Here is a 26,569-nt window from a genome sequence, read left to right as displayed (position 1 = left end):
GCTAGCGCAGTCCCCGTCCCGTCTCCAACACCTCCCGCGCCTGCGCCACCAGCCCGTCCGCCCCGCACGACCGGGCCAGCGCCAGCCCCCGCTGGATCTCCGCCACCGACCGCGCCGCGATCCCGTACTCGACCCGGGCAGCGGCGTGTTCGTACTGGCACGGCGAGGCTTCCAGATAGGTCACCGCCTGCGACAGCAGCCGCACCGCCCGCTGCCCCGTCTCCAGCGCGGCGGAGCACCGCAGCGCCTCACCGATGGCGGTGTCGGTGCCGAACCGCTCGGCCCGTCGCCGTGCGTCCGTGGCGAGCTGGGCGGCGCGGGCCGGGTCCTGGGTGGCCAGGGCGCGGGCGAGGTCGAGGGCCCAGGGGACCATCACCGGGTTGTGGTGGCCGCGGGTCGCCGCCGCCTTCTCCGCGGCCTCCAGTTCGTTGACGCCGTCCTGGGTGCGGCCCACGGCCAGCAGCAGCCGGCCCCGTACCGAGCGCGGGTCGGGCAGCACGATCGTCGACGGGTAGGGCGGGGCGAAGCCGTACTGCTCGGCGATCTCCCAGGCCTCCTCGACATGCCCACGGGCGAGCAGCGTGTCGACGAGGTTGCAGGTGGCCGACCAGTACAGCGGCAGCCCGCGGGCGACCCGGTCGGCGATGCGCAGCGACTCGCGCAGTGACTCCTCGGCCTCCCTGAGGCGGCCGCGCCTGCGGTGGTTGAAGCCGAGGAAGGCGTGGGCGAGGGCCAGGTGGCCGCCGCTCCAGCCGGCGGACTCGTAGGTGCGCAGCGCGTCGGTGAACATGCTCTCCGCGCGGTCGAGCCGGTCGGTGTAGGTGTAGGAGCTGGCCAGCATCATCAGGATCTCCAGGCCCCACTCGGTGTCGGTCCAGCCGAGTCCGGGTGCCAGGCGGCCGTTGACGAGGGCGCGGTCGCTGAGTTCGACGACGACCTCGGCGTTCTCGCCGTGGGTCATGGCGTCGAAGCCGCGCAGGATGAGCAGGGCCCGCTCGGAGTTGTCCCGGCCGGTGCACTGCGAGGCGAGTTCGGCGAGCCGCTCGGAGCGGCCCGGGGAGCCGGCCTCGCCCGCGTGGATGCCCTCCCACATGTACTGCACGGCCTGGAGCCGGAGTCGGGACGGTCCGGGTTCGTGCCGGGCGGCCTCGGCCTCGACCGTGCGGACGGCGTCGTCCAGCTGGTCGTTGTGGATCAGTGCCTGGGAGAGGCGGACGACGGCGTCGACGCGCTCGGCGCCGTCGAGGCCCGGCATGGCGAGCGCGGACTGGAGGTGGTCGACGGTGGTGGCGGGTGCGGTCAGGAGGATGGCGCAGCCCAGTTCGTAGAGCACGCGCGCGTGGGACTCCTGCCGGGGCGGTTCCAGCAGGGCCCGCTCCAGACAGCGGCGGGCAGCGTCGGGCGCGCCGACGGCGAGGTGTTCGCGGGCGGCCTCGCGGAGCTGCTCGACGAGTTCCTCGTCGTCGTCCGGGTGGACCTGGAGGAGGTGCCGGGAGGCCATCGCCGCGCCGAGCCCGGAGTCGGTGACGACGCGGGCGGCGATGCCGTGCATCGCGGTGCACAGGGCGGGCGGGATGGAGTTGTAGACGGCGCTGGCGATGAGCGGGTGGACGAACTCCAGGTCGCCGTCGCCGGTCGGGGCGGCGGCGGGGTCGGGTTCGGTCAGGATGCGGGCGCTGCGCAGGAGCTCGGCGCAGCGGACGGCGTCCTCGGTGCTCATGGTGGCGAGCTTGGCGACGAGGCCGACGGAGATGCCGGTGCCGAGGATGGCGGCCGCCCAGGCGAACCGGGTGGCCTCGATGCCGAGACCTTCGAGGCGGGCGACGAGGCCGCTGCCGCGGGCGGAGCGGTTGAGGGCGCGCAGTTCGGGGGCCTGGGCCTCGACCGGTTCGAGTTCGCTGTCCTGGACCTTGGCGAGGAGTTCGACGGTCTCGTAGGGGTTGCCGCCGGTGACGGCCCACACCTCGCGGCAGAACGGGGCGTCGGCGTGCTCGCCCAGGGTGGCGCGGGTCAGGCGGGCGGTGGCGTCCGGGGTCAGCGCGCTGAGGGTGGCGACGGGGGCGTCCGCGGCGGTGGCGACGGCGTCGAGATGGCGGGCGCTCTCGCCGCTGACGTCTCCGGGTCGGCGGGCCACCACGACCAGGACGGACAGGTCGTCGAGGCGCTCGACGAACGCGGCGAGCCAGCGCAGCGTCTCCTGGTCGGCCCAGTGCGCGTCGTCGATGACGAGCACCAGTGGCCAGTCCCGGCGGGCGAGGCGGCGTACGGCGGCCACGAGGCCGTCGCACACGCCCTGCGGGTCGGCGTTGCGCTCGCCGGGCTCGGTCAGGCCGAGGGCGGGGCCGGCGATGTCGTACCAGTCGCCGAGGTACTCGCGCGCCTCCTCCGGCATCAGGGACACCAGGACGGGCTGGAGCAGCTGCCGCAGCACGTTGAAGGGGACGGACCGGAGGGTCTCGCCGCCGCGGGCGGACCAGACGGTGCAGCCGCGCGCTTCCGCCATACGTCGTGCCTCGGCCAGCAGCGCGGTCTTGCCGAGTCCGGCCTCGCCCCGGAACACCAGGACGCTGCCCGAGGACGAGCGGTCCGCGCGCAGGGTGCCGATCGCCCGGTCGACGGCGGCGACCTCCTCGTCGCGCTCCCACAGGGCGGCCGAGGCGGCCTGTGGGGGCCGTACCTCCGTCATCCCGTTACCTCCCCAAGTCGCCCGAACGACGTACAGACCTCGAGCGTAGCCGTCCGATCGGCCCGGTGGAGGGCGGTCCGGGCAGCTGTTCCCTCGACGGGTGACAGCGGGTGCGGGCGGGCGACGCGCCGGGCCTGTGACCAGTGTCCGCTTGTTTATTGACTGTCAGTCAGGAACCTTGTCCCGAACTGACCGGAAATCCGTACGGGCCCTCTCATACGACTTTCACCGACGCCTCATACGGTGGGGGCATGACGCAGGTGACTCCTCCCGGTTGGTATCCCGATCCCGGGCAGACAAGTGACGGTCCCGCCACCGAGCGCTGGTGGGACGGCAAGGCATGGACTGACCAGACCCGCCCCGCGGGGTCGGCCGCCGCGTGGGGTCCTCCGGCGCAGGTCCACGACGCGGGGGCGTATCCGGTCCACGACGCGGCGACGTATCCGGCGTACCCGGCATATCCGACCCAGCCGCCGGCCGGCGGGCGGCGCGGGTTGCGGACGGGCATAGCCGTCGCGGTCGCCGTCGCGGTCCTCGCCAGCATCGGCGTGGGCGTGTGGGCGCTGACCAGTGACGACGGCGGGGACGGCGGCACCGCCAACTCCCAGCAGGGCCCGGGCGGCAACGGCGGCACCGGGGGTGGTCCCGGCGGTCCCGGTGGCCAGGACGGCGGTCAGGGCGGGCCGGGCGGCAACGGCGGGTCCGGAGGCTCCGGTGGATCCGGTGGTTCCGGAGGCGCGTCGCCCTCGCCGCAGGAGTCGGAGGCGCCGAAGATCGAGAGCGGTGCGGTGTCCGACGCGATCAGCGGGATCAGCATCCCGATCCCGGACGGCTGGTACGGCCAGGAGATCCAGGTCGGCGCGTCGGTCACGTCCGACGACTCCTACCCGTGCCCCGGTGAGACGGCCAAGACGTGCACGAAGGGCGGCGCCTACTCCGCGCCCGCGACCGTGTTCGGCCACCAGGACAAGACGGCCGAGGCGGTCGCCAAGGCCGACATCAAGGCCAACGCCGACGAGTCCTACGGCGGCAAGACCTACGGCTCGATCACCTCCCACGACGTGCTCGCCTCCGAGGCGGTGACCGTCGCCGGGCAGAAGGGCTACCTGGTCCGCTGGAAGGCGGTCACCAGCAAGGGCGCCGACGGTTACGTCGAGTCGCTCGCCTTCCCCTCCCCCGCGAACGCGCAGCAGATCGTCGTCGTGCGCTTCGGCGTCGACGTCGGCGAGAAGCAGTCGGTCATCGACGAGATCACCAAGGGGATCAAGGTGTCCAAGGGCGGCGGCAGCGGCCAGGACGTCTGAGACACCCGCCGGACAGCAGTCGGCCGGGTGGGGCGCCTCTCCGCTCAAGAGGAACCCCACCCGGCCGGGGGGTGCGCGCCGCCCCCGTCCCCACGGTGCGGCGCGAGCAGGTCACCGTCCAGTCATCCCGTGGACGGCGGCCTGGGTCTTCGGGTCCTACGTCCTCATGTCAGGCCCAGTGCGGGCAGCACGACCGCGTCGACGAAGCGGACCAGATAGTCGGGATCGGCGTACTCCCCCTCCACCACGGGCCGCACCCGGATCACCCCGAACAACTGACACGGGATGTACTCCAGCGCCGGCTGGTCGGCGCTGATCTCGCCGCGTTCGACCCCGCGCTGGAGGATCTCGCTCAGCGCGGCGATCTCCGGGTGGACGAGCGCCTCGCGCAGCGCCGTCGCCAGTTCCGCGTCCTGGTTGACGGCGTGCCCGAGCGCCTGGAGCAGCTTGGTGTCGCCCGTCGACCACCGGCCCGCGGCCCGTGCGACCTCGCGCAGATCGTCCGCGAGCGACCCGGTGTCGATGCCCTCGAACTTCGACACCCGCCGGGAGCGCAGCGCGGCCACCACGAACTGGGGCTTGGTCTTCCACTGCCGGTAGAGCGTGGACTTGCTGCAACGCGTACTGGCGGCCACTCCGTCCATGGTCACGGCCTCGTAGCCGCACTCCCGGATCTGTTCGAGCACGGCGTCGAAGAACTCCTGCTCACGCTCGCGCGAGATTTTGGAGCGGCGCGAGGCGACGACCGTCTCCGGTCCGTCCGCGGCCTGCGACGTCATGGGCTCTTCTCCTCGTTTTCGAGTGCGGCTCGAGCGGCCGCGGCCAGAGTGCTGAGGGCTGCTTCCCAGTGTGGCGTATGTCTATCGATACTCGAGTGTACCGGTACTCGACCGTATCGGTACACTGGCGTATCGGTACGCACCCGTATCGATGAGTGGGAACCGAGGAGCGCGATGAGTTACGGGCGCTCCAGGAGTCACCAGCTCAGCCCGCACCACCGTCAGCGAAGGGGCCGGGGGATGAATGCCCGCACCGAGCCTTCAGAAGGAGAGACCGAGGCGATAGCCCGGCCTCCGCTCGTCCGTGAGCTCCTGCTCGTCGCAGGGCTCTTCCTCGTCTACAAGTTCGGCCGCCAGCTGGCGACGGGGCACACCGGCGAGGCCTTCGACAACGCGCACCGCGTGTGGGACCTGGAACGGGCCGTCCATCTGCCCGGCGAGGGCTCGGTGCAGAACCTGCTGCTGCACGGCGACACCCTCGTGCACATCGCGAACACCTACTACGCGACGATCCACTTCCCGGCCACCGCGGCCTTCCTGGTCTGGCTCTATCTGCGCCGGCCCGGGCACTACGTGTGGGCCCGCCGTGTCCTCGCCGCCGTCACCGCCGCCGCCCTGGTGGTGCACCTCGCGTTCCCGCTGGCCCCGCCGCGCATGCTCGCCGCGGCGGGCCTGGTCGACACCGCGAAGGTGTACGGGCCGTCGGTGTACGGCCCGCCGCAGACCGACCATCTCTCGAACCAGTTCGCGGCGATGCCCTCGCTGCACTTCGGCTGGGCCCTGATGGTGGCGATCGGCCTGATCGTGGCGACCAGGTCACGGTGGCGCTGGCTGTGGCTGCTGCACCCGCTGCTGACCCTGACGGTGATCGTCGGCACCGCCAACCACTACTGGCTCGACGCGATCGTCGCCGCCGCCATGCTCGGCATCGCGCTCGCGGTGATCCGCCCGCAGGCGGCAAGGACCGTGGCGGCCGCGACCGAGCCCGCCCAGGAGAGCCCGGCCCCCGCCGACGCGGACGCCGAGAAGAACGTCCTGGTCGGAGCGGGTCGATGAGCGCCACCGTCCTCGCCGTCGTCCTGTCCCTGTTCTCCGCCGTCGCCTACGCGGCCGCGGCGGTCGCCCAGGAGCGGCTGGCCGCCCGCGATCCTGGCTCGGGGATGGCACGGATGATCACCTCGGGCGCCTGGTGGTGGTCGGTCGTGCTGAACGCCTCCGCGGCGCTGCTGCACGTGGTGGCCCTGAAGTACGGCCCGCTCACCGTGGTGCAGCCGCTCGGCGCGCTCACCCTGGTGGCCGCCGTGCCGATGGGTGCGCGCGTCGCCGGGCGCCGGGTCAGCGCGACGGAGTGGCGGGGTACGGCGTTCACGCTGCTCGGGCTGGCCGCGATCCTGGTGACGGCCTCCGGGTCGGCGCCCGACGCCGTGCTGAGCACCCCCGAGGCGCTCGCCGTCGCCGGTGTGACGGCCGCGCTGATCGGTCTGCTGGCCCGCAGAGGCGCCCGCCCCGGACTGCGCCATGCGACCGGTTCCGGCTTCGCCTCCGGGGTCGCCTCGGCGCTCACCCAGACGGTGACGGTGGCGGCGACCGACCGCTCGGAGTCCCTGCTGAGCGTCCAGGTGATCGGCGTGGCCCTGCTGGTCGCGGCGTTCGCGGCGGGCGGTCTGCTGCTGTCGCAGGTCGCCTACCGGGGCGGCCTCGGCGCCCCGCTCGCGGTGGTGACCCTGGCGAACCCGGTGGCCGCCGCGGTGATCGGCCTCTCGCTGCTCGGTGAACGTCTCCAGGGCGGCGCCGGGGGTGTCCTGCTGGCGCTGGCCGGAGCGGGCGTGGCGGCGTGGGGTGTGGTGCTGCTGAGCCGGGTGGCACCGCAACCGGCGGCGACGCCCAGCAAGGTCGTCGCCTCCGGCGGGCCCACGACCGCCAACGGGGTCACCGCCGACCCGGTGGCCACCGCCACCGACCACCCCGTGACCACCGCCACCAACCACCCCGTGACCACCGTCACCGACCACCCGGTGGCCGCCGTACTCGCCCTGGAGTCCGCGAGGGCGGCGACCGAGCAGGGCCTGCTGCCCCGGCAGCCGAAGCAGCCGGGGCATCTCACGTCTCTCTGATCCGGCTGATCCGGCTACTCGGCGATGATCGCCGGGTCGCTCACGCCCGGCCGCCCGTTCTCGACGTGCCCGGCGAAGCCGCGCAGGAACGCGGGGTCGGCGTCGGAGGTGACGGTCAGGTCGTACCAGCGCCGGCTGGCGGCGAGGTCGACGGTGCGCTTGACGGTGGCGCCGGGCCGCACGGTCACGGACGTGGCGGCACCGCCGTACCCGTTGACGATCTTCAGGCGGACGCTCGCGGTCCCCTTGTTGCTGAGGATCAGCTCGACATCGTCACCGCAGTGCCGCGCGGTGACCTCGGGACCGGCCGTCTTGTTGGCACCCTTGAAGGAGCGCACGAACCCGTTGGGGCCGTGCACGGTCAGGTCGTAGGAGCCGTTGGAGTACGCCGAGTTCCAGGTGTCCGCGACGGACTTGCCGGCCTCGGTGGTGTAGGTCCAGGGCCCGTCGGTGCGGTTGCCGGACGTGACCAGGAAGCCCGCGCCCGCCTTGGCGCCGGAGGCGAAGGTCAGCGTGAACTTGCCGGCCGCCGCGTCGACGGAACCGTCCACGCGCGGGGCGTACTTCAGCGGGCGGGCCGGGCGCAGGCCGCGCTCCTGCTTCGGCAGCACCGGACGGGCCGGCGGGGTCGGCACGTAGTCGGGGTGGCGCAGGCGGTCCGGCGGTGCGTAGCCGGCGGTGTCCGGGAGGGCGACCGGCTTGGCGTCCGTGCGGGAGAAGTCGAAGGCCGCGGTCAGGTCGCCGCAGACGGTCCGGCGCCAGGGCGAGATGTTCGGCTCGTGCACCCCGAAGCGGCGCTCCATGAACCGGATGATCGAGGTGTGGTCGAGGGTCTCGGAGCAGACGTAACCGCCCTTGCTCCAGGGCGAGACGACGAGCATCGGCACCCGCTGGCCGAGCCCGTAGGGGCCGGCGACATGGCCGCTGTCGCCCTTGAAGAGGTCGAGCGCCGGGTCGACCGTCGACTTGCCCTGCGCGGCGGAGGCCGGCGGGAAGGCCGGGACGACGTGGTCGAAGAAGCCGTCGTTCTCGTCGTACGTGATGAACAGCGCGGTCTTCGCCCACACCTCCGGCACCGAGGTCAGCGCGTCGAGGACCTGGGCGATGTACCAGGCGCCGTAGTTCGCGGGCCAGTTGGGGTGCTCGGTGAAGGCCTCGGGGGCGACGATCCAGGAGATCTTCGGGAGCTTGCCGGCCTTGACGTCGGCGCGCAGCTGGTCGAAGTAGCCCTCGCCCTTGGTGTAGTCGGTGCCGGTGCGGGCCTTGTCGTAGAGCGGGTCGCCCGGCTGGGCGTTGCGGTACTGGTTGAAGTACAGCAGGGAGTTGTCGCCGTAGTTGCCGCGGTAGGCGTCGTTGATCCAGCCCCAGGAACCGGCCGCGTCGAGGCCGTCGCCGACGTCCTGGTAGATCTTCCAGGAGACGCCCGCCTGCTCCAGGCGTTCGGGGTACGTCGTCCAGCCGTAGCCGGCCTCGTCGTTGCCGAGGACGGGGCCGCCGCCCTTGCCGTCGTTGCCCGTGTAACCCGTCCACATGTAGTAGCGGTTGGGGTCGGTCGAGCCGATGAACGAGCAGTGGTAGGCGTCGCAGACGGTGAAGGAGTCGGCGAGCGCGTAGTGGAACGGGATGTCCTTGCGTTCCAGGTACGCCATCGTGGTGGAGCCCTTGGACGGCACCCACTTGTCGTACTTGCCGCCCGCGAAGGCCGCGTGGCCGTCGTTCCAGCCGTGCGGGAGGTCCTGGACGAACGCCAGGCCCAGGTCGTCGTGGTCGGGACGGAACGGCAGGATCTCCTTGCCCGCGCCGTCCTTCTGGTGCCAGACCGACTGGCCGTTCGCCTGCTTGACGGGCCGCGGGTCCCCGAAGCCGCGGACACCGCGCAGCTTGCCGAAGTAGTGGTCGAAGGAGCGGTTCTCCTGCATCAGGACGACGATGTGCTCGACGTCCTCGATCGATCCCGTGCGGTGGTTCGCCGGGAGCGCGGCGGCGCGCTGGATGCTGCTGGACAGCGCGGTGAACGCCGTGGTGGCGCCCGCGACTTGGAGGAATCTGCGCCGATTGACTTCGGGCATGGGTGAGGTCTGCCTCTCATCCAGGGGTGCGGATGGCCGGAACGTGACGGAAGGTGCGCGCTGCGAGTGTTCCAAGAGCACCAAACGTCAGGGAAGGGTCCGGTGACGCTGATGTGAAAGTCGCCGGTACGCGAGGTGTTCCGGGCAGGCTGCCGCCTCCTGTGACGAACGCCATGGGCCTGGCCGCTTTCGCCCGAATGGCTTCGCACGGCGTGCCGCCGCGCCCGCTGTCGGCGGAAATGGAGCAAGCACGCACCCCGAGCGTTGGAGACCCCATGAGTGGCCCGCCCGAGCCCAGCGGTTCCGCGCCCGCCCCGCAGGACACCACCCCCGCGGACGGCGCCGCCCGGCGCGGCTCCCGGCCTGGGCGGATCGCGCGGAGCACGGGCTCGGCCGTCCTCATCGTGCTGACCTGCCTCCTCGTGCCCGTCGCCCTGCTGACGGTGTGGGTGCACGACATCGCGCTCGACACCGACCGCTACGTCGCCACGGTCAAACCGCTGGCCAACGACCCGGCCATCGAGGACGCGGCCGTCCGCCGCATCAGCGCGGCCGCCGACGTACGCGTGGACGGTGACCAGGCCGCCGCGGACATCGCGAGCTGGCTGACCTCGCAGGGTCTGCCGCCGCGCGCCGCCGCGGCCGTGCGCAACCTCGGCCCGCAGCTGGACTCCGCCGTCGACAACACGGTGACCAAGGTCGCCACCCGGTTCGTCGAGAGCGACCGCTTCGAGAAGGTGTGGACGAACGCCAACCGGGCCGCCCACAACACCGTCGTGCACGCGCTCACCGGGGAGGGCCGCGGTGCCGTCGGGGTCAGCGGCGGCACGGTGACGCTCGACGTCGGCACGGCCGTCGACCGGGTCAGACAGGAACTGGTGGACGCGGGGCTGTCCCCGGCCTCGAAGATCCCCGACGTCGACAAGCAGATGGTGCTCTTCCACTCCGACCAGCTCGGCAAGATCCGCAAGGGCGCGCACCTGCTGGACGTGATCGGCGACTGGTTCCCCGTGCTCGTCGTGGCCCTCGGCGCGGCCGGGGTGCTGCTGGCCCACCGCCGGCGCCGCGCCCTCGCGCGCACCGCCCTCGGCGCGGCCTTCGCCTGCCTCGTCGTGGCCATCGCCCTGGTCGTCGCCCGCCACTACTACCTGGACCACCTCCCGCCCCAGATCCAGTCCCAGGCCGCCGCGGCGACGGTCTTCGACACCCTGCTGCACTTCCTGCGGGTCAGTCTGCGGACCGGCATCGTGCTCGGCGTCGTCATCGCGCTCGGCGCCTATCTCATCGGCCCCGGGCGGCTCCCCGTCGCCGTGCGCAGGGCGTCGGAGCGCACCGCGGACTCCGCGGCGACCTGGGCGTACGGCCACCAGGTGCGCACCGGGCGGGCCGGGACCTGGACGCAGGACCACCGGCGGTGGATCACCCTGGCCGCCCTGTTGATCGTGGCGCTGGTCTTCGCCCTCTGGAACCATCCGACCGCGCTGACGATCCTGCTCCTGGTGCTCGTCCTGCTGGCCGTGCTGGCCCTGGTCGCCCTGCTCGCCGCCTCGGGCCGGGCCACGCTGGCCGCCGAACAGGGGGCACCGGCCGGTCGGGACGACTAGCTGTACGCGTCCTCGACGGCGACTCGTCGCACCGTCCGCAGCGTCGTCCGCAGTCGGTCGAGGTCGGTGGAGCCCAGGGCGAGGCGGAGCGCCTGTGGTGTGTGGGTCGTGGTGGTGAAGGGCTCCGCGGTGCTCACCGAGATGTGCCGGCGCGCGAGGGTGGCGGTCAGCCGGTCGGCGCGGGCGTCGTCGGGCAGCGGCAGCCATACGAAGTACGACGAGGGGTGGCCGACCAGGGGCAGGCCCGCCAGCTCCTGTCGGGCGATCGCCTGGCGGGCCTTGGCGTCGTCCCGCTTCCGCGCCTCCAGGTGGTCGACCGTGCCGTCGTCGAGCCAGCCGCAGGCGATCGCGGTGGTGAGGGCCGGGGTGTTCCAGATGGTGGCCCGGACGGCGCGTTCCAGCGCCGGGACCCGGTGCGCGGGGGCGACGACGAAGCCGACCCGGAGGCCGGTGGCGAGGTTCTTGGACAGTCCCGTGACGTGGACGGTGACGTCCGGCGCGGTGGCGGCCAGCGGCGGCGGCGGGTCCTCGGCCAGGTAGGCGTAGGAGGCGTCCTCGATGAGGAGCGAGCCGTGCCGCCGGGCGATCTCGATCAGGCGGGTGCGCTCGTCGGCCGGCATGACCCGGCCGAGGGGGTTGTGCAGGGTCGGCATGGTGTAGATCGCGCGGACCGGGCGGCGCGCGCACACCTGGGCGAGGGCGTCGAGGTCCGGCCCGTCGGGGGTGACGGGGATGGGTTCCAGGTCCAGCCGGAAGGCTTCCGCGAGCACCTTGAAGCCCGGGTAGGTGAGCGCGTCGACCGCGACGACGTCACCGGCGCCGAGCGTGGCCATGACGGTGACGGCCAGGCCGTGCTGCGCGCCGTTGACGACGAGGATCTGGTCCGGGTCCGGGCTGAGGCCCCGGCGTCTCAGGTGCCGGGCGATGGAGGCTCTGTCCTGGGGGCGTCCGCGGTGGGGCTGGTAGCTGAGCAGCGAGTCGAGGTCGCCGGAGCCGGCGAGTCCGCGCAGGGCCTGCCGCAGGAGGTCGGCCTGCCCGGGCAGGGAGGGGTAGTTGAAGTTGAGGTCGACCGCGTCGGTGGCGACGACCTGTAGATCGATGCCGTGTCCGGCGGGTACCGCGATGTCCCGTACGAAAGTGCCGCGGCCCTGTTCCCGGCTGACCAGGCCCATCGCCTCCAGCTCGGCGTAGACCCGGGTCGCCGTCACCACGGCGATGCCCTCCCGCGCGGCGAGCCCGCGGTGGGTCGGCAGCCGCGTGCCCGCGGCGAGCCGTCCGGCGCGGATGTCGGACGCGAGCGCGTCGACCAGTGTCTTGTAGCGCGGGGCTGCCATGGGCCGAAGTGTATCCATGACAATTCTTTGACTGTCCTGTTCACGGGTCCCTACGGTCGTGAGCAGCCGGGCCTCACTCCTGTCGAAAGGACAGCCGCCGTGCACATCGCCATCCTCACCTTCGAGGGCTACAACGAGCTCGACTCCCTGATCGCCCTCGGCGTGCTCAACCGCGTGAAGACCGACGGCCGGCGCGTCAGCATCGCCACCCCCAGCCCCAAGGTGACGTCCATGAACGGCGTGACCATCGAGCAGATGTCGACGCTGGAGGAGGCGTGCGCCGCCGACGCCGTCATCGTCGGCAGCGGCATCGCCACCCGTGAGGTCGTCGAGGACGAGGCGATCATGAGCGTGCTGCGCGGCCTGGACCCCGCCCGCCAACTCATCGCGGCCCAGTGCTCCGGCGCGCTCGTCCTGGCCAGGCTCGGCCTGCTCCGTGACATCCCCGCCTGCACCGACCTCACCACCAAGCCCTGGGTCGTCGCCGCCGGCGTCGAGGTGCTCAACCAGCCCTTCTACGCCCGGGGCAACATCGCCACGGCCGGCGGCTGCCTCGCCTCGCCCTACCTCGCCGCCTGGATCATCGCCCGCCTCGAAGGCCACGACGCCGCGGAGAGCGCGCTGCACTACGTCGCCCCGGTCGGCGAGAAGGAGGAGTACGTCGAGCGCGCCCGAGGCGCCATCACCCCGTACCTGCCGGCCCTCGCGACGGCGACGGCCTGAGAGAGCGGGCTGGGCGGATCCCTCCCCCTCAACTGGCCTTCTCCACCGCCCCTTCCGTGAGGCGGAAGCCGTATTGCGCCCCCGCGACGCCCTTCCCGACGATGACACCGTCACCGACCGACGGGAGCCGCAACGATGCCGCACACGACCGCCTTCGCCCGCAACCAGTGGTACGTCGCCGCCTACAGCCATGAGGTGGGGCGCGAGGAGCTGCTGGGCCGCACGATCCTCGGTGAACCGCTCGTCTTCTACCGCACGGAGGAGGAGGGAACGCCCGTCGCGCTCGCCGACCGGTGCGTGCACCGCCGCTACCCGCTGCACGAGAAGCCCAGCCGGCTCGACGGCGACCGACTCGTGTGCGGCTACCACGGGTTCACGTACGACACGAGCGGCACCTGTGTGTACGTGCCGGGGCAGAAGCGCGTTCCGCGCACGGCCCGCGTCGCCTCGTACCCGATCGTCGAGCAGGACTCGCTGATCTGGGTGTGGATCGGCGACCCGGCGCTCGCCGACGCCGGCACCATCCCGCGGGCCCGGCACCTCGACTCCCCCGGCTGGGTCACCGTGCGCGGCATGGAGCCCATCGACGCCGACTACGGCCTCCTCGTCGACAACCTCCTCGACCTCTCCCACGAGACGTATCTGCACGGCGGCTACATCGGCACCCCGGAGGTCGCCGAGACGCCGATCACGACGGAGGTCGACGAGGGCGCGGGCATCGTCAGGGTGAGCCGGCACATGGACGACGCCGAGTGCCCGCCGTTCTACGCCAAGTCGACCGGGATATCGGGGCGGATCACGCGCTGGCAGGACATCGAGTACCACGCGCCCTGCCTCTATCTGCTGCACAGCCGGGTCGCGCCGGTCGGTGTGGTGCCCGAGGCGGACGGCAGCGACCCGGGCGGCTTCCACACCGAGGTCACCTACGCCATCACCCCGTCCGAGGACGGCAAGGTGTACGACTTCTGGGCGGTCTCGCGGGACTGGGCGACGGACGACGCCGACGTCACCGAGTTCCTGCGGGGCAACAACCACACCGTCGTCATGCAGGACGTCGACGCCCTCAACCTGCTGCAAAGGACGCTCGGTTCGGAGCGTACGGGGTACCAGGAACTCAGCATCAACATCGACACCGGCGGCCTCGCCGCCCGCCGCATCCTCGCCCGGCTGGTCGAGGAGGGCGACAAGCCCGTGGAGAAGGTCCTGTGAGCAACACCCCGACCGGCGAGATCTACCGCATCGACTGGCTGCCGGGCACGGACGTCCTGCACGGCACCTGTCACTGCGGCCGCGAGCACACCGCGCAGGACCCGATCGAGATGTGGGAGTGGATGCTGGCCCACCCGCAGGGGCACGAGGTGGCAGCCGATGACTGACGTGTACGAGACCGAACTCGTCGTCGAGCGACGGGAGTTCGCCGCCGACGGAGTGCTCGCCCTCACCCTGCGCCACCCGCTCGGCGAACCCCTCCCGGCCTGGGAGCCCGGCGCCCATGTCGACGTCGTGCTCGGTCCCGGCCTGGAGCGCCAGTACTCCCTGTGCGGCGACCCGTCCGACCCCACCGGCTGGCGGATAGCCGTGCTGCGCGAGCCGGACGGGCGCGGCGGATCCGCCCATGTGCACGAGCAGTTGGGGCAGGGCGACAAGGTCCGCGTGCGCGGGCCGCGCAACCACTTCGCCCTCAAGCCCGCCCCCCGCTACCGGTTCATCGCGGGCGGTATCGGCATCACCCCGATCCTGCCGATGCTGGCGGCGGCGGAGGCGGCGGGGGCGGAGTGGTCGCTGCTCTACGGCGGCCGGACGCGGCAATCCATGGCGTTCACCGAGGAGTTGAGCCGTTACGGTGATCGCGTCACCGTCGCTCCCCAGGACGAGTCCGGTCTCCTCGACCTCGCCCCGGTGCTCGACGGTGTACCCGAGGACACGCTCGTCTACTGCTGCGGGCCCGGGCCGCTCCTGGACGCGGTGCAGGCGCGCTGCCCGGCCGGGCTGCTGCATCTGGAGCGGTTCACGCCGAAGGAGCAGGAGACCGGCCAGGACACGGAGTTCGAGGTCGAGCTGGCGCGGAGCGGCAGGACCGTGACCGTCCCGGTGGACGTCTCGGTGCTCGACGCCGTGCGCGCCGCCGGTGTGGAGGTGCTGTACTCCTGCACCGAGGGCACCTGCGGGACGTGTGAGACCGACGTCCTGGACGGCACCCCGGACCACCGGGACTCGGTGCTCACGGACGAGGAGCAGGAGGCCGGGGAGACGATGATGATCTGTGTGTCCCGGTGCCGGGGACGGCGGCTCGTCCTCGACCTGTAGCGGGCTCCGCCACGGCAGCAAGTGTCAACAATATTGTCAGCCGGAGGCATTGACCAGGGCGGCCAAAGACTCTACTTTCGCGCAGTGCACCACTGTGCGCCACGCGCACAACCTGTCGGAACAACGAAGTCTGCACAGGAGGAGCCATGCGTCGCCCGCTCGCCGCTCTCGCGGCCGGAGCATTCCTGGTCACCGTGACGGCCTGTGGCTCGTCGGACGGATCGGGGTCGTCGGACGGTGCGTCATCGTCCGGCGGCACCACCAAGGTCAAGGTCGGGGTGATCCCGATCGTCGATGTGGCGCCGCTGTATCTGGGCCAGAAGAAGGGCTTCTTCAAGAAGCAGGGCCTGGAGCTGGAGATGACCCTCGCGCAGGGCGGCGCGGCGATCGTGCCCGGCGTGGCCAGCGGTCAGTTCCCGTTCGGCTTCTCCAACTCGACCTCGCTGATGGTCGCCCAGTCCAACAACGTGCCGGTGAAGGTCGTCACCAACGGCATCGCGTCGACGGGCGTGCAGGGCAAGGACTTCGGCGCGCTCGTCGTCAAGGGTGACAGCCCGCTCAAGTCGGCGGACCAGCTGGAGGGCAGGAAGGTCGCGATCAACACCCTGAAGAACATCAACGAGACCGCCGTGCGCGAGTCGGTGCGCAAGGCGGGCAGCGACCCGGACAAGGTCAAGTTCGTCGAGCTCGCCTTCGACCAGATGCCGGCCGCGCTCGACGGCGGGCAGATCGACGCGGCGATGGTCGTCGAGCCGGCGCTGGCCACGGTCAAGAGCCAGGGCGGCCGGGAGATCGCCTCGCCGCTGGTCGACGTCGCCCCGAACCTGACCGTGGCGATGTACTTCACCTCCACGTCGTACGCATCCCAACACCCGGACGTCGTCAAGAAGTTCAAGGCGGCCGCCGCCGAGTCGCTCGCCTACGCCGACGCCCACCCGGACGAGGCCCGCGCGATCGTGACGACGTACACGAAGATCCCGGCGGCCGTGCTGGCGAAGGTGACCCTGCCCGCCTGGCCCGCCGAACCGGACCGCGCCTCGCTGGACGCGCTGGCGAAGCTCGGCCAGGACGACGGCCTCTTCAAGACGGCCCCCGACCTCGACAAGCTGCTGCCGTGAAGGGACTGAACCTCGCGCTCGGTGCGGCCGGGCTCGCGGTCTTCCTGGCGCTGGGCGAGGTGGTGCCGCGGCTCGGCCTGGTCAAGGAGGCCTACTTCCCGCCCGCCAGCCGGATCGCCGACGCGCTGGCCGGCGAACTCTCCGACGACACCTTCTGGACGGCCCTCGGCGACACCCTCACCGGCTGGGGACTGGGCCTGCTGATCGCCTCGACCGCCGGCATCGTGGCGGGCGTCGTCATCTCGGTCGTCCCGTACCTGCGGGACGCCACCGCCTCCACCATCGAGTTCCTGCGCCCCATCCCGTCGGTCGCGCTGATCCCGCTCGCGGTCCTGCTGTACGGCACCGAACTGAAGTCGGTGCTGCTCCTCGTCGTGTACGCCTCCTTCTGGCAGGTGCTGATCCAGGTCCTGTACGGCGTCCAGGACGTCGACCCGGTCGCCGAGGAGACGGCACGGTCGTACGGTCTCGGCGCCTGGGCCCGGGTCCGCCATGTACTGTGGCCGACCGCACTGCCGTACGTCATGACCGGCGTACGGCTCGCGGCCGCCGTCGCGCTGATCCTCGCCGTGACCGCCGAACTCGTCATCGGGGCACCGGGGTTGGGGCAGCGGATCGCGGTCGCGCAGAACTCGCAGGCGGTACCCGAGATGTACGCTCTCGTCGTGGTCACCGGCCTGCTGGGCCTGCTCATCAACGTGGGTGCCCGCGCGGTGGAGCGGCGGGCGCTGGCCTGGCACCAGTCGGTGCGCGGGGAGGTGGCGGTGTGAGGCGCGTCCTGCTGCGGGTGTTCTTCGTGCTCGCGCTGCCCGTACTCCTGGTCGGCGTCTGGTGGCTGGCCTCGGACGGCAGCACCAACGTGTTCTGGCCGCCGCTGCGGACCACCCTCAAGACCTTCCCGGACGTGTGGACGGCCGACCGTCTCCGGGACGACGTCCTGCCCAGTCTGCTGCGCCTGACGGCCGGTTACGCCTGCGCCGCGGTCGTGGGTGTCGCGATCGGCACCGTCATCGGCTCGTACCGGAGGGTGCGGGCGTTCTGCGAACCGGTGCTGGAGTTCCTGCGGGCGGTGCCTCCTCCCGTACTGGTGCCGGTCATCATGCTGTTCGCCGGCATCGGCGACACCATGAAGATCGCCGTGATCGCCAGCGGCTGCGTCTGGCCGATCCTCCTCAACACCGTGGAGGGCGTCCGGGCGGTGGACCCGGTGATGGCGGAGACGGCGCGGTCGTACGGCATCTCCGGCGTCGCCCGGCTCAAGGACGTGGTGCTGCGGTCGGCGAGCCCGCAGATCTTCGCGGGGCTCCGCCAGGCGCTGTCCATCGGCATCATCCTGATGGTCATCAGCGAGATGTTCGCCGCCAGCAACGGCATCGGCTTCACCGTCGTGCAGTTCCAGCGGAGTTTCGCGATCCCCGACATGTGGACCGGCATCCTGGTCCTCGGTCTGCTCGGCTTCCTCCTCTCCGTGGTCTTCCAGGTGGTCGAGCGACGGGTGCTCGGCTGGTACCACGGTCTGCGGGCCTCGGCCCGGCGGTCCCCGTGACCCTCACGAAAGGGCGGTCCATGCACGCACTGGTCGTTTCCGGCCTGAAGAAGGTCTACGAGGGGTCAGGGCGCCGGGTGGAGGCGGTCCGCGACCTCACCTTCACCGTCGAGGCGGGCGAACTCGTCTGTCTCGTCGGCCCGTCGGGCTGCGGCAAGACGACCCTCCTGAAGTGCATGGGCGGTCTGCTCACCCCGACCGCCGGCGAAGTGCGGCTCGCCGGGGAGAAGGTGAGCGGTCCGCCGCTCGGGATGGCGTTCGTCTTCCAGGAGTACGGACGCAGTCTGTTCCCGTGGATGCGGGTCGGCGAGAACGTCGAACTCCCGCTGAAGCAGAAGGGCTTGAGCAAGGCGCGGCGCCGGGAGCTGGTCTCCGACGCACTGGCGTCGGTCGGTCTCGCGGACGCCGCCGGGGCCTATCCCTGGCAGCTCTCGGGCGGCATGCAGCAGCGGGTCGCGATCGCCCGTGCACTGGCCTACGAGCCCCAAGTGCTGCTGATGGACGAACCGTTCGCGGCCGTGGACGCCCAGACCCGGGCCGACCTGGAGGACCTCGTACGGGGGCTGTGGCGGGAGCGCGGGATCACGATCCTGTTCGTCACCCATGACATCGACGAGGCCGTGTACCTGGGCCAGCGGGTGATCGTGCTCTCCTCCTCCCCCACCGTCGTGCAGGAGCAGCTCAAGGTCGATCTGCCGGACGAGCGCGACCAGTTGCACACCCGGGTGGCCCCGCGCTTCGCCGAGCTGCGGACCCATGTGTACGAGCAGATCCAGTCGGCGAAGCGCGGGGCGCCGTCCCTCGCTAAGACAGATACGCCTCCACTTCACTGAACTGGCCGGCGGGCCAGCCGGTGTTGGCGCTCACCGACAGGCGCAGGTAGCGCAGGTTGGTACCGCTCGGCAGGGTGACCGTGGCGGTGTTCCCGGTGGCCGGGTCGAAGCGGTAGCCGGTCGCGCCGACGACCGTCGACCAGGCGGAGCCGTCGGCGCTGCCCAGCACGGTGACGGTCTGCGTGCGCGCGCCCCAGGCCGCGGACGGCGGCAGCTTCAGCACGAGTCGCCGGACCGCCGCCGACGATCCGAGGTCGACGGTCCAGGACTGCGGGAAGGCGTTGTTGGTGGACTCCCAGTAGCTGTTCGCGTCGCCGTCGACGGCCTTGCCGGGCGTGTAGACGTCCTGGGAGCCGGTCGCGGTGGCCGGGCGTCCCTTGGCGAGGTTGCGGGTCGGGTCCGGGTCCGGGTTGCCCTGCCCGGGCTGCGGCCAGGCCGAGCAGTCGGACCAGGTACTGCTCCAGCCGGAGTTGCCGCCGCCGTCGGTGAGCGTGAAGGTGCCGGAGCTCGCCGGGTAGGGGCAGTTGTAGACGCCCGCCGACCCGACCGAGGTCGCCGTGACGTTGCGGAAGGTGGCGGCGCCCTGGGCCTCCGCCTGGACGACGACCGTGCCCGTGTTGCGGACGGTCGCGCCGTCGACGGTGACGTTGCGCACCGGGTATCCCTGTCCGCCACCGGAGACGAACTCGAGGGCGCTGTACGGGCTGTCGGTGACGGTGGTGTTGGTGATGTTGACGGTGGCGTTGATGGCGCTGTCGTAGGAGTCGACGCGCAGAGCCCCCATCGGGTGGTTCCAGTTGGGGTTCATCGCGCCGGTGCGGACGAGGGTGTTGCCGTCGACCGTGATCGTGCCCGCGAGGGGTGAGAACGGGTCAAGGAACTTCTGGTTGGAGATCGCGATGCCGCTGCCGAGGGCGTTGGTGTCGGAGACCAGGTTGTTCTTCACGGCGATGTCGGTGCCGCCGTAGATCGCGATGCCGTTGGCCAGGTTCGGCTGGCTGATGGTGTTGTTCTCGAAGCTGCTGTTGGTGTCCGGCGCGTACAGCGACCACATGGCGAGCGCGTCGTCGCCCTGGTTGCGCAGGAAGTTGTTGCGGACGCGGACGCCACGGGCGTTGCCGTTGAGGTTGAGACCGTCGGCGGTGGTGTCGAGGAAGCGGTTGTTCTCGACGACGAGGTTGTCGTTGTTGCCCATCAGCCAGAGGCCGACCTTGAGATGCTGGAGCCACATCCCGGAGACCGAACTGCCGGGTCCCAGCGCCCCGTTGACGAAGTTGTCCGGGTTGGAGTCGACGCGTTCGGTGACCTCGCCGATGACCGCGAAGTCCTTGATGTGGACGCCGCCGGACGAGCCTGACTGGTCGATGAAGCGGGAGGTGTGCACGACGGTGTGCCAGCTTCCGGCCCCTTGCAGGGTCACGTTCTGCACCCCGCTCAGCGCGGACGTCACCTTGTAGTCACCGGGCGGGATCCACACCACTCCCCCCTGCGCGGCGGAGATGGCGTCCCGGAAGGCCTGCGTGGAGTCGCCGTTGCCGCTGGGGTCGGCGCCCTTGGAGGTGACGGAGACGGACCCGGCGGGCTGCGTGGCAGCGGCGGCGACCTGCTCGAAGTCGGCGACGTCCACGGTGACCTGCGTGCCGGTGGCCTGGAAGGCGACCTTGTCGCCCGCCTGGACGTTCTGGCCGAGCAACAGGCGGGCGTTGTCGAAGAAGTGGTGCTGTTTGGCGCCGGGGATCCAACTCGTGTCGATGTAGGAGTACTTGGAGGTGACGGCCAGGGTCCTGGCGAGCTTGGTGCCGTTGACGTACACGTCGAGCGAGCCGGACTGACCGTCGGGGACGCTGTAGGCGAGGTTCACGGCGTTGGCCGCGCGCGGCACGGTGAACTCGACACGCTGGCCGGAGGTCAGCCGTACCGCCTGCCGCCCGGACGCCTCGGAGGCGAGGGTGCCCTGGGTGTAGTCGGGGCCGATCTTCGTGCCGGTGGTGGTCGCGGACTCGGCCTCGACCGAGGTGAAGGGGAGGGAGGCGCCCGGGGCCGCGTGGGCGGTGGGGGTGATGGCTGTGAGGAGGCCGGCGGAGAGGGCGACGACCATGGCAGCCGAAGCAGCAGATGGCATGCTCCTGACAGATGTCTGCATGTGCTGATCCCTTCTTGGTGGGGGTGCGGGTTCAGGCTTGTTCGATGGGGGGCGGGTTCAGGCTTGTTCGATGGCGGCGGACTTCACGCACTGAGCCAGACCGCGACGTCCTTCGGAAGGCGTCCGGCGGAGTCCAGCGGGCCGCTGCCGAGGAGGAGCGCGCTGTGCGCCGGCAGTTCGGCTGGGGTGCCGGCGAGGTTCACCACGCACAACACGCCCTCGGCACGGGCGAAGGCGAGCACGCCCTCCGGCGCGGGCAGCCAGGTGAGGGGGCCGTCGCCGAACTCCGGCCGGAGTCTGATCGCCTCGCGGTACAGGGTGAGCATCGAGCCGGGGTCACCGGCCTGACGGTCGGCCGCGTAGGCCGCCCAGTCGTCCGGCTGCGGCAGCCAGGGCTCGCCCCCGAACCCGGCGTGGGGTGCCCCGGCCGCCCACGGCAGCGGCACCCGGCACCCGTCCCGCCCCGGGTCGGAGCCGCCCGACCGGAAGTGCATCGGGTCCTCGATGCGGTCGCGGGGGACGTCCACCTCGGGCAGCCCCAGCTCTTCGCCCTGGTAGACGTAGAGGGCGCCGGGCAGGGCCAGCGACAGCAGGGCGGCCGCGCGGGCCCGCCGGGTGCCAAGGGCGAGGTCGGTCGGGGTGCCGAAGGCCTTGGTGGCGAAGTCGAAGCCGGTGTCGGCGCGGCCGTAGCGGGTGACCGTACGGGTCACGTCGTGGTTGCACAGCACCCAGGTCGCGGGGGCGCCGACCGGGGCGTGCTCGGCGAGGGTCTCGTCGATGGCCGTGCGCAGCCGGCCCGCGTCCCAGGGGCAGGTCATGAAGGCGAAGTTGAAGGCGGTGTGGAGTTCGTCGGGGCGCAGATAGCGGGTGAAGCGCTCGGTGTCGGGGAGCCATACCTCGCCGACGAAGATCCCGTCGTACTCGTCGGCGATCGCCCGCCAGGAGCGGTAGACGGTGTGCAGTTCGTCGCGGTCGACGTACGGGTGCGGGTCGCGGCCCTGGACGAAGTCCGGCAGGCGGGGGTCCTTGACGAGGAGGGCGGCCGAGTCGATGCGGACCCCGGCGACGCCGCGCTCGAACCAGAAGCGCAGGATGTCCTCGTGCTCCTGGCGGACGGCGGGGTGGGCCCAGTTGAGGTCGGGCTGTTCGGGGGCGAAGAGGTGCAGGTACCAGTCGCCGTCGTCGAGCCGGGTCCAGGCGGGCCCGCCGAACTCCGATCGCCAGTCGTTGGGCGGCAGTTGGCCGTCGGCGCCGCGTCCGGGGCGGAAGTGGAACAGCTCGCGCTCCGGGCCGCCCGCGCGTGCCGCCCGGAACCAGGGGTGCTGGTCGGAGACGTGGTTCGGCACGATGTCGACGATGGTCCTGATGCCGAGTTCCCGGGCTTCCGCGATCAGCTTCTCGGCCTCGGCGAGGGTGCCGAAGGCCGGGTCGATCGCGCGGTAGTCGGCGACGTCGTAGCCGCCGTCCTTCAGCGGTGAGAGGTACCAGGGGGTGAACCAGAGCGCGTCCACCCCGAGTTCGGCGAGGTACGGCAGCCGGGCCCGCACACCGGCGAGGTCGCCGGTGCCGTCCTTGTCGCCGTCGGCGAAGCTGCGGACGTAGACCTGGTAGATGACGGCGGAGCGCCACCAGTCCGTGGGCTGTCCCACTGGGGGTTCCCTTCTGTAGGCGTACGGGCGGTGTCAGCCCTTCGTGCTGCCCGCGCTGATCCCGGCGATGATGTGCCGCTGGAAGACCAGGAACAGGGCGACCATCGGGATGCTGGCGATGACCATCGCGGCGATGAGCACGGTGAGTTGGATGTTCTGCGACAGCTGGACGAGGGCCACGCTGATGGGCTGCTTGTCGGTGTCGGAGAAGACCATCAGCGGCCAGAGGAAGTCCTGCCACACGGCGACCAGGGCGAAGATCGAGACAACTCCGAGCACCGGGCGGGACATCGGCAGCACGACCGACCACAGGACGCGCAGTTTCCCGGCGCCGTCGATCTCGGCGGCCTCCAGGACGTCGCGCGGGATCTGGTCGAAGAACCGTTTGAGCAGGTAGAGGTTGAAGGCGTTGGCGACCGCCGGGAGCCAGATGGCGAGGGGGTCGTTGAGCAGGCCGAGGTCGGCGACGGTCAGGTATTTCGGCACGACGAGGGCCTGCGCGGGCACCATGAGGGTGGCGAGGATGCCGCCGAGGATCAGCTTGCCGAAGACGGGCTTCAGCTTGGACAGGGCGTAGGCGGCGGCCGTGCAGAACACCAGTTGGAAGGCCCAGGCGCCGGTGGCCTGGACGACGGTGTTCCAGAGGTGGGTCGGCAGTTGCATCAGGTCCCAGGCGTCGGTGTAGCCGTCGAGATGCCACTGCTTCGGGACCAGGGTGGGCGGGGTCTGCGCGACCTCGTCGGGGGACTTCGCCGCGCCTGTGACCATCCAGTAGACGGGGAAGAGGAACGCCACCGCGAACAGGACGACGACTGCGGTGAAGACCGTCCAGTACACCGCCCTGCCGCGCGGGCGGGCCAGGGTCGCCGGGGAGACGAGGGTGCGGGTCGCGGCGCTCATGCGCCCTCCTCTCCGGAGCGGGTCAGGCGCAGATAGACGGCCGAGAAGGCGCCCAGCAGGATCAGGAGCATGACGCTGAGCGCGCAGGCGCCGCCGAAGTCGTTGTAGAGGAAGGCGTACTTGTAGATCAGGTAGAGGACGGTGACCGTGGCGTTCTCCGGTCCGCCGCCGGTGATGACGAACGGCTCGGTGAACACCTGCATCGTCGCGATGATCTGAAGGAGCATCAGCATGAGGATGACGAACCTGGTCTGAGGGATCGTCACATGCCGGACGCGTTGCAGCAGGCTCGCGCCGTCCAGTTCGGCGGCCTCGTACAGCTCGCCGGGAATGGACTGGAGGGCGGCCAGGTAGATCAGGACGGTGCCGCCGAGGTTGGCCCAGGTGGCCACGATCACCAGGGAGACCAGTGCGGTGTCGGCGCCGTTGGACCAGTTCGAGGTGGGCAGGTGCAGGAAGCGCAGCGCCTCGTTGGCGAGGCCGGCGCCAGGGTCGTAGAACCACTTCCACAGCAGGGCGCTGACCACCGGCGGGATCATCACCGGCAGATAGACGACGACCCGGAAGAACGCCTTCGCGTGCCGCAACTCGTTGAGCACCAGGGCCAGTACGAAGGGGACCGCGAAGCCGAGCAGCAGGGCGAGCAGGGTGAAGGTGAGGGTGTTGCGCCAGGCGGCGGTGAACTCGGGGTCGTGCCAGACGCGGGTGAAGTTGGCGGTGCCCACCCACTCGGCGCCCGAACCCGGCGTGTACTTCTGGAAGGCGATCACGATCGCGCGGATCGCCGGGTACCAGGAGAACAGGGCGAAGCAGAGCAGGCCGCCGATCAGGAAGGCGTGGGCGCGGAGCTGTTCGGCGAGGCGGCGCCGCCTCCGGTCCCCTGCCGGGGGCGGCGCCTTGACCGGTCGTACGGCGATGGCCTCGGCCGGTCGTCGATGTGCCGTCTTCGTCATGGTCAGCCCCGGGCGAGGATGCCGTCGATCTTGCCGGTGGCGTCCTTGAGGAGCTGGTCGATGTCGGCGTCCTTCTTGGTGAGGACGGCGGAGACGACGCCGTCGAGCACGGAGTAGATCTGCTGGGCGTGCGGCGGCTCGATCTTCATGTCGAGGGTGTGGTTGCCGTCGAGGAAGGCCTGGTAGTTCTCCACCGGGACATTGGCGTTGGCCTTCTTGACCTGCTGGTCCTTGGCGTCGGCGGCGCCGGTGAAGAGCCGGGGTTCGGGCAGGCCGACGGGGGCGTCGTGCTGCTTGGCGCGGGCGTAGTCGCCGAGGAAGCCGTCCCCGGGCGTCAGGAACATGTGGTCCAGCCACTTCAGGCCCGCGCGGATCTGGGCGGGGCTGGCCTTCTTGTTGAACATGTAGCCGTCGCCGCCGATGAGCGTGCCTTCGCCGCCGGGCATGGGGGCGAGCGCGAGGTCCTTGTAGTCGCCGCCCTTCTCCTTGACCAGGATCGGGATGTTGTCGGGGGCGGAGAGATACATGCCGAGCTTGCCCGAACCCATCATCTGCTGCACGTCGTTGATGACGAGGAGCTGCTTGCTGCCCATGGAGTCGTCGGTCCAGCGCATGTCGTGCAGGTTCTGGAGGACGGCCCGGCCCTGCGGGGTGTCGATCGTCGCCTTCGTGCCGTCGGCGCTGACCACGTCGCCGCCCTGGGAGTACAGCTCGGCGGTGAAGTGCCAACCGCCCTGGTTCTGGGCGCTGTAGTCGGCGTAGCCGACGGTGCCGTCGCCGAGGGCGGCGATCTTCTTGGCGTCGGCGCGCAACTCCTCCCAGGTGGCGGGGGGTTGCTCGGGGTCGAGGCCGGCCTTCGCGAAGAGCTTCTTGTTGTAGATCAGGCCCATCGAGTAGCCGGTGCGCGGGATGCCGTAGATCTTGCCGTCGACGGTGTAGATGTCGCGCAGTTGCCGCTGGATGGTGTCGTAGCTCTTCAACTCCTTGACGTACGGCGTGAGATCGGCCGCCTGGCCGATGTCGACGACATGCTTGGCGTCGGTGAAGTACGTGTAGAAGACGTCTTCCATCTGGCCGCCGGCGAGCTTGGCGTCGAAGGTCTTCGGGTCCTGGCAGGGGAAGGCGTCGTGGGCGACGACGTCGATGGTCGGGTTCTGCTTCTCGAAGGAGGCGATGTCCGCCTCGAAGAACGAGCGGTCGACCTTGGCGCTCTTGGGCGGCATGCAGTTGACCGTGATGCGGGTCTTGCCGCTGGCGGAGTCCTCGTCGCCGGACCCGCAGGAGGTCAGGGCGAGGGCGAGCGAGCTGACGCTGAGCGCGACGAACGTACGGCGGAACCCGGTGCTTCTCATCGGTGGACCCCTCTGGGCAGGAGCGGTGGGCGGGGCACACTCAAGCACCGGCGACATCCGTCCGCAAGATGTCGCGCACAATCTGAAATTATTTGACAGACGGGTGGATCTCAGGAACGGGGCGGTGGCGCCGTAGAGCCCCGCACCACCAGCTCGGGCTCGAACAGCAGCTCCTCGCGGGTCACGAAACCGCCGTTGATCTGCGTGTTCAACAGCTCCACGGCTGCCCTGCCCATGGCCTCGATGGGCTGCCGGACGGTGGTCAGCGGTGGTTCGGTGCAGTTCATGAACGCCGAGTCGTCGTACCCGACGACCGACACCTGGGAGGGGACGTCCAGGCCCTTGCGGCGGGCCGCCCTGATGGCGCCGAGCGCCAGCGGGTCGCTGGCGCAGATGATGCCGGTGACGCCCCGGTCGATGAGCCGGGAGGCCGCCGCGTGCCCACCCTCGATCGAGAACATCGCGCGGGCGACGTGCTCCTCGGGCAGCTCCCCCACGGCCCGCGCGGCGGCCAGCTTGCGCGCCGACGGCACATGGTCGGCCGGGCCCAGCACCAGCCCGATCCGCTCGTGCCCCAGCGAGGCGAGGTGCCGCCAGGCCTGCTCCACCGCCACCGCGTCGTCGCAGGAGACCCCCGGGAAGCCGAGATCCTCGATGGACGCGTTGACCAGGACCACCGGGATCTTGCGGTCGGCGAGCAGCCGGTAGTGGTCGTGCGGGGCGTCGGCCTGCGCGTACAGCCCGCCGGCGAAGACGACACCGGACACCTGCTGTTGCAGCAGCAGCTCCACGTAGTCCGCCTCGGAGACGCCGCCCGTGGTCTGCGTGCACAGCACCGGCGTCAGCCCCAGCTGTGCGAGCGCTCCCCCGATGACCTCGGCGAACGCCGGGAAGATCGGGTTCTGGAGCTCGGGCAGCACCAGGCCCACGAGCCGCGCGCGCTCACCGCGCAGCTGCGTGGGCCGCTCGTAGCCGAGCACGTCCAGGGCGGACAGCACCGCCTGCCGGGTGGACTCGGAGACTCCCGGCTTGCCGTTGAGCACCCGGCTGACGGTGGCCTCGCTGACCCCGACCTTCTTCGCCACCTCGGCAAGTCGTCGCGTCATGCGCGCAAGAATAGCGCAAGAAATGCAAGCCGCTTGCGTAATGACGGCA

22 protein-coding genes are annotated in these 26,569 nt (G+C 71.1%); 12 read left to right on the top strand and 10 right to left on the bottom strand.

Annotated features, from left to right (window positions below):
- Nucleotide 1: 1 nt before the first annotated feature.
- On the bottom strand, nt 2-2,686 hold the full coding sequence (locus EJC51_RS39115; RefSeq protein WP_126275405.1) for an ATP-binding protein: 2,685 nt from the start codon (nt 2,684-2,686) through the stop codon (nt 2-4).
- A 251-nt stretch (nt 2,687-2,937) separates the two neighbouring features.
- Here EJC51_RS39115 and EJC51_RS39110 point away from each other — a divergent pair, with 251 nt between their 5' ends.
- Nucleotides 2,938-3,990 carry a DUF2510 domain-containing protein gene (locus EJC51_RS39110; RefSeq protein WP_126275404.1) on the top strand — a complete coding sequence of 351 codons (1,053 nt, stop codon included), beginning with the start codon at nt 2,938-2,940 and terminating at the stop codon, nt 3,988-3,990.
- 164 nt (nt 3,991-4,154) lie between these two features.
- Here the strand turns inward: EJC51_RS39110 and EJC51_RS39105 are convergent, their stop codons facing one another.
- Nucleotides 4,155-4,769, bottom strand: coding sequence for a TetR/AcrR family transcriptional regulator (locus EJC51_RS39105; RefSeq protein WP_126275403.1), 615 nt, complete (start codon nt 4,767-4,769; stop codon nt 4,155-4,157).
- A gap of 240 nt (nt 4,770-5,009) precedes the next feature.
- On the opposite strand from EJC51_RS39105, the gene EJC51_RS39100 reads away from it, so the two are divergent.
- A complete protein-coding gene (locus EJC51_RS39100; RefSeq protein ID WP_126275402.1) occupies nt 5,010-5,825 on the top strand; it encodes a phosphatase PAP2 family protein in 816 nt (271 codons plus the stop codon).
- Nucleotides 5,822-6,883 (top strand): DMT family protein, encoded by a 1,062-nt coding sequence (locus tag EJC51_RS39095; protein WP_126275401.1) that lies wholly within the window; start codon nt 5,822-5,824, stop codon nt 6,881-6,883. The genes EJC51_RS39100 and EJC51_RS39095 overlap by 4 nt, the downstream gene beginning before the upstream one ends.
- 14 nt (nt 6,884-6,897) lie before the next feature.
- Here EJC51_RS39095 and EJC51_RS39090 read toward each other — a convergent pair whose 3' ends face one another.
- Nucleotides 6,898-8,952: a phosphocholine-specific phospholipase C gene (locus EJC51_RS39090; protein WP_126275400.1), complete on the bottom strand. Its 2,055-nt coding sequence runs from the start codon at nt 8,950-8,952 to the stop codon at nt 6,898-6,900.
- Between the two features lie 275 nt (nt 8,953-9,227).
- Between EJC51_RS39090 and EJC51_RS39085 the strand changes: the two genes are divergently transcribed.
- Entirely contained in the window at nt 9,228-10,556 is a 1,329-nt protein-coding gene (locus EJC51_RS39085) for a hypothetical protein (RefSeq protein ID WP_126275399.1), read from the top strand.
- Here the strand turns inward: EJC51_RS39085 and EJC51_RS39080 are convergent.
- A complete protein-coding gene (locus EJC51_RS39080) occupies nt 10,553-11,890 on the bottom strand; it encodes an aminotransferase-like domain-containing protein (RefSeq protein ID WP_126275398.1) in 1,338 nt (445 codons plus the stop codon). The two genes, EJC51_RS39085 and EJC51_RS39080, sit on opposite strands and share 4 nt — an antisense overlap.
- A gap of 99 nt (nt 11,891-11,989) precedes the next feature.
- Between EJC51_RS39080 and EJC51_RS39075 the strand changes: the two genes are divergently transcribed.
- From EJC51_RS39075 to EJC51_RS39045, 8 genes are all read left to right on the top strand, one after another.
- A complete protein-coding gene (locus EJC51_RS39075; RefSeq protein ID WP_126275397.1) occupies nt 11,990-12,613 on the top strand; it encodes a DJ-1/PfpI family protein in 624 nt (207 codons plus the stop codon).
- 135 nt (nt 12,614-12,748) lie between these two features.
- A complete protein-coding gene (locus EJC51_RS39070) occupies nt 12,749-13,822 on the top strand; it encodes an aromatic ring-hydroxylating oxygenase subunit alpha (RefSeq protein WP_126275396.1) in 1,074 nt (357 codons plus the stop codon).
- Nucleotides 13,819-13,989: a hypothetical protein gene (locus tag EJC51_RS47975; RefSeq protein WP_165951103.1), complete on the top strand. Its 171-nt coding sequence runs from the start codon at nt 13,819-13,821 to the stop codon at nt 13,987-13,989. Before EJC51_RS39070 ends, EJC51_RS47975 begins: the two co-directional genes overlap by 4 nt.
- On the top strand, nt 13,982-14,920 hold the full coding sequence (locus EJC51_RS39065; RefSeq protein ID WP_126275395.1) for a PDR/VanB family oxidoreductase: 939 nt from the start codon (nt 13,982-13,984) through the stop codon (nt 14,918-14,920). The genes EJC51_RS47975 and EJC51_RS39065 overlap by 8 nt, the downstream gene beginning before the upstream one ends.
- Before the next feature lie 146 nt (nt 14,921-15,066).
- Nucleotides 15,067-16,038 carry an ABC transporter substrate-binding protein gene (locus EJC51_RS39060; protein WP_126275394.1) on the top strand — a complete coding sequence of 324 codons (972 nt, stop codon included), beginning with the start codon at nt 15,067-15,069 and terminating at the stop codon, nt 16,036-16,038.
- A complete protein-coding gene (locus EJC51_RS39055; RefSeq protein WP_126275393.1) occupies nt 16,035-16,808 on the top strand; it encodes an ABC transporter permease in 774 nt (257 codons plus the stop codon). The genes EJC51_RS39060 and EJC51_RS39055 overlap by 4 nt, the downstream gene beginning before the upstream one ends.
- Entirely contained in the window at nt 16,805-17,584 is a 780-nt protein-coding gene (locus EJC51_RS39050; RefSeq protein WP_126275392.1) for an ABC transporter permease, read from the top strand. The genes EJC51_RS39055 and EJC51_RS39050 overlap by 4 nt, the downstream gene beginning before the upstream one ends.
- A gap of 20 nt (nt 17,585-17,604) precedes the next feature.
- Entirely contained in the window at nt 17,605-18,417 is an 813-nt protein-coding gene (locus EJC51_RS39045) for an ABC transporter ATP-binding protein (protein ID WP_207924698.1), read from the top strand.
- On the opposite strand, the gene EJC51_RS39040 is transcribed toward EJC51_RS39045, so the two are convergent.
- The 6 genes from EJC51_RS39040 to EJC51_RS39015 form a co-directional block, all read right to left on the bottom strand.
- A complete protein-coding gene (locus EJC51_RS39040; RefSeq protein WP_425276820.1) occupies nt 18,389-20,539 on the bottom strand; it encodes a galactose-binding domain-containing protein in 2,151 nt (716 codons plus the stop codon). The genes EJC51_RS39045 and EJC51_RS39040 overlap by 29 nt on opposite strands.
- Nucleotides 20,540-20,643: 104 nt before the next feature.
- Nucleotides 20,644-22,209 (bottom strand): glycoside hydrolase family 13 protein, encoded by a 1,566-nt coding sequence (locus tag EJC51_RS39035; RefSeq protein ID WP_126275390.1) that lies wholly within the window; start codon nt 22,207-22,209, stop codon nt 20,644-20,646.
- Between the two features lie 33 nt (nt 22,210-22,242).
- Nucleotides 22,243-23,109, bottom strand: a complete 867-nt coding sequence (locus tag EJC51_RS39030; protein ID WP_126275389.1) for a carbohydrate ABC transporter permease — start codon at nt 23,107-23,109, stop codon at nt 22,243-22,245.
- Nucleotides 23,106-24,062: a carbohydrate ABC transporter permease gene (locus EJC51_RS39025; RefSeq protein WP_126275388.1), complete on the bottom strand. Its 957-nt coding sequence runs from the start codon at nt 24,060-24,062 to the stop codon at nt 23,106-23,108. Before EJC51_RS39025 ends, EJC51_RS39030 begins: the two co-directional genes overlap by 4 nt.
- A gap of 2 nt (nt 24,063-24,064) precedes the next feature.
- On the bottom strand, nt 24,065-25,414 hold the full coding sequence (locus EJC51_RS39020; protein WP_126275387.1) for an ABC transporter substrate-binding protein: 1,350 nt from the start codon (nt 25,412-25,414) through the stop codon (nt 24,065-24,067).
- 110 nt (nt 25,415-25,524) lie between these two features.
- Nucleotides 25,525-26,520: a LacI family DNA-binding transcriptional regulator gene (locus EJC51_RS39015; RefSeq protein WP_126275386.1), complete on the bottom strand. Its 996-nt coding sequence runs from the start codon at nt 26,518-26,520 to the stop codon at nt 25,525-25,527.
- Nucleotides 26,521-26,569: the final 49 nt, after the last annotated feature.

It is taken from the genome of Streptomyces aquilus (genome assembly GCF_003955715.1).
Lineage (GTDB): Bacteria > Actinomycetota > Actinomycetes > Streptomycetales > Streptomycetaceae > Streptomyces > Streptomyces aquilus.
This window is presented reverse-complemented; position numbering and strand designations above follow the sequence as displayed.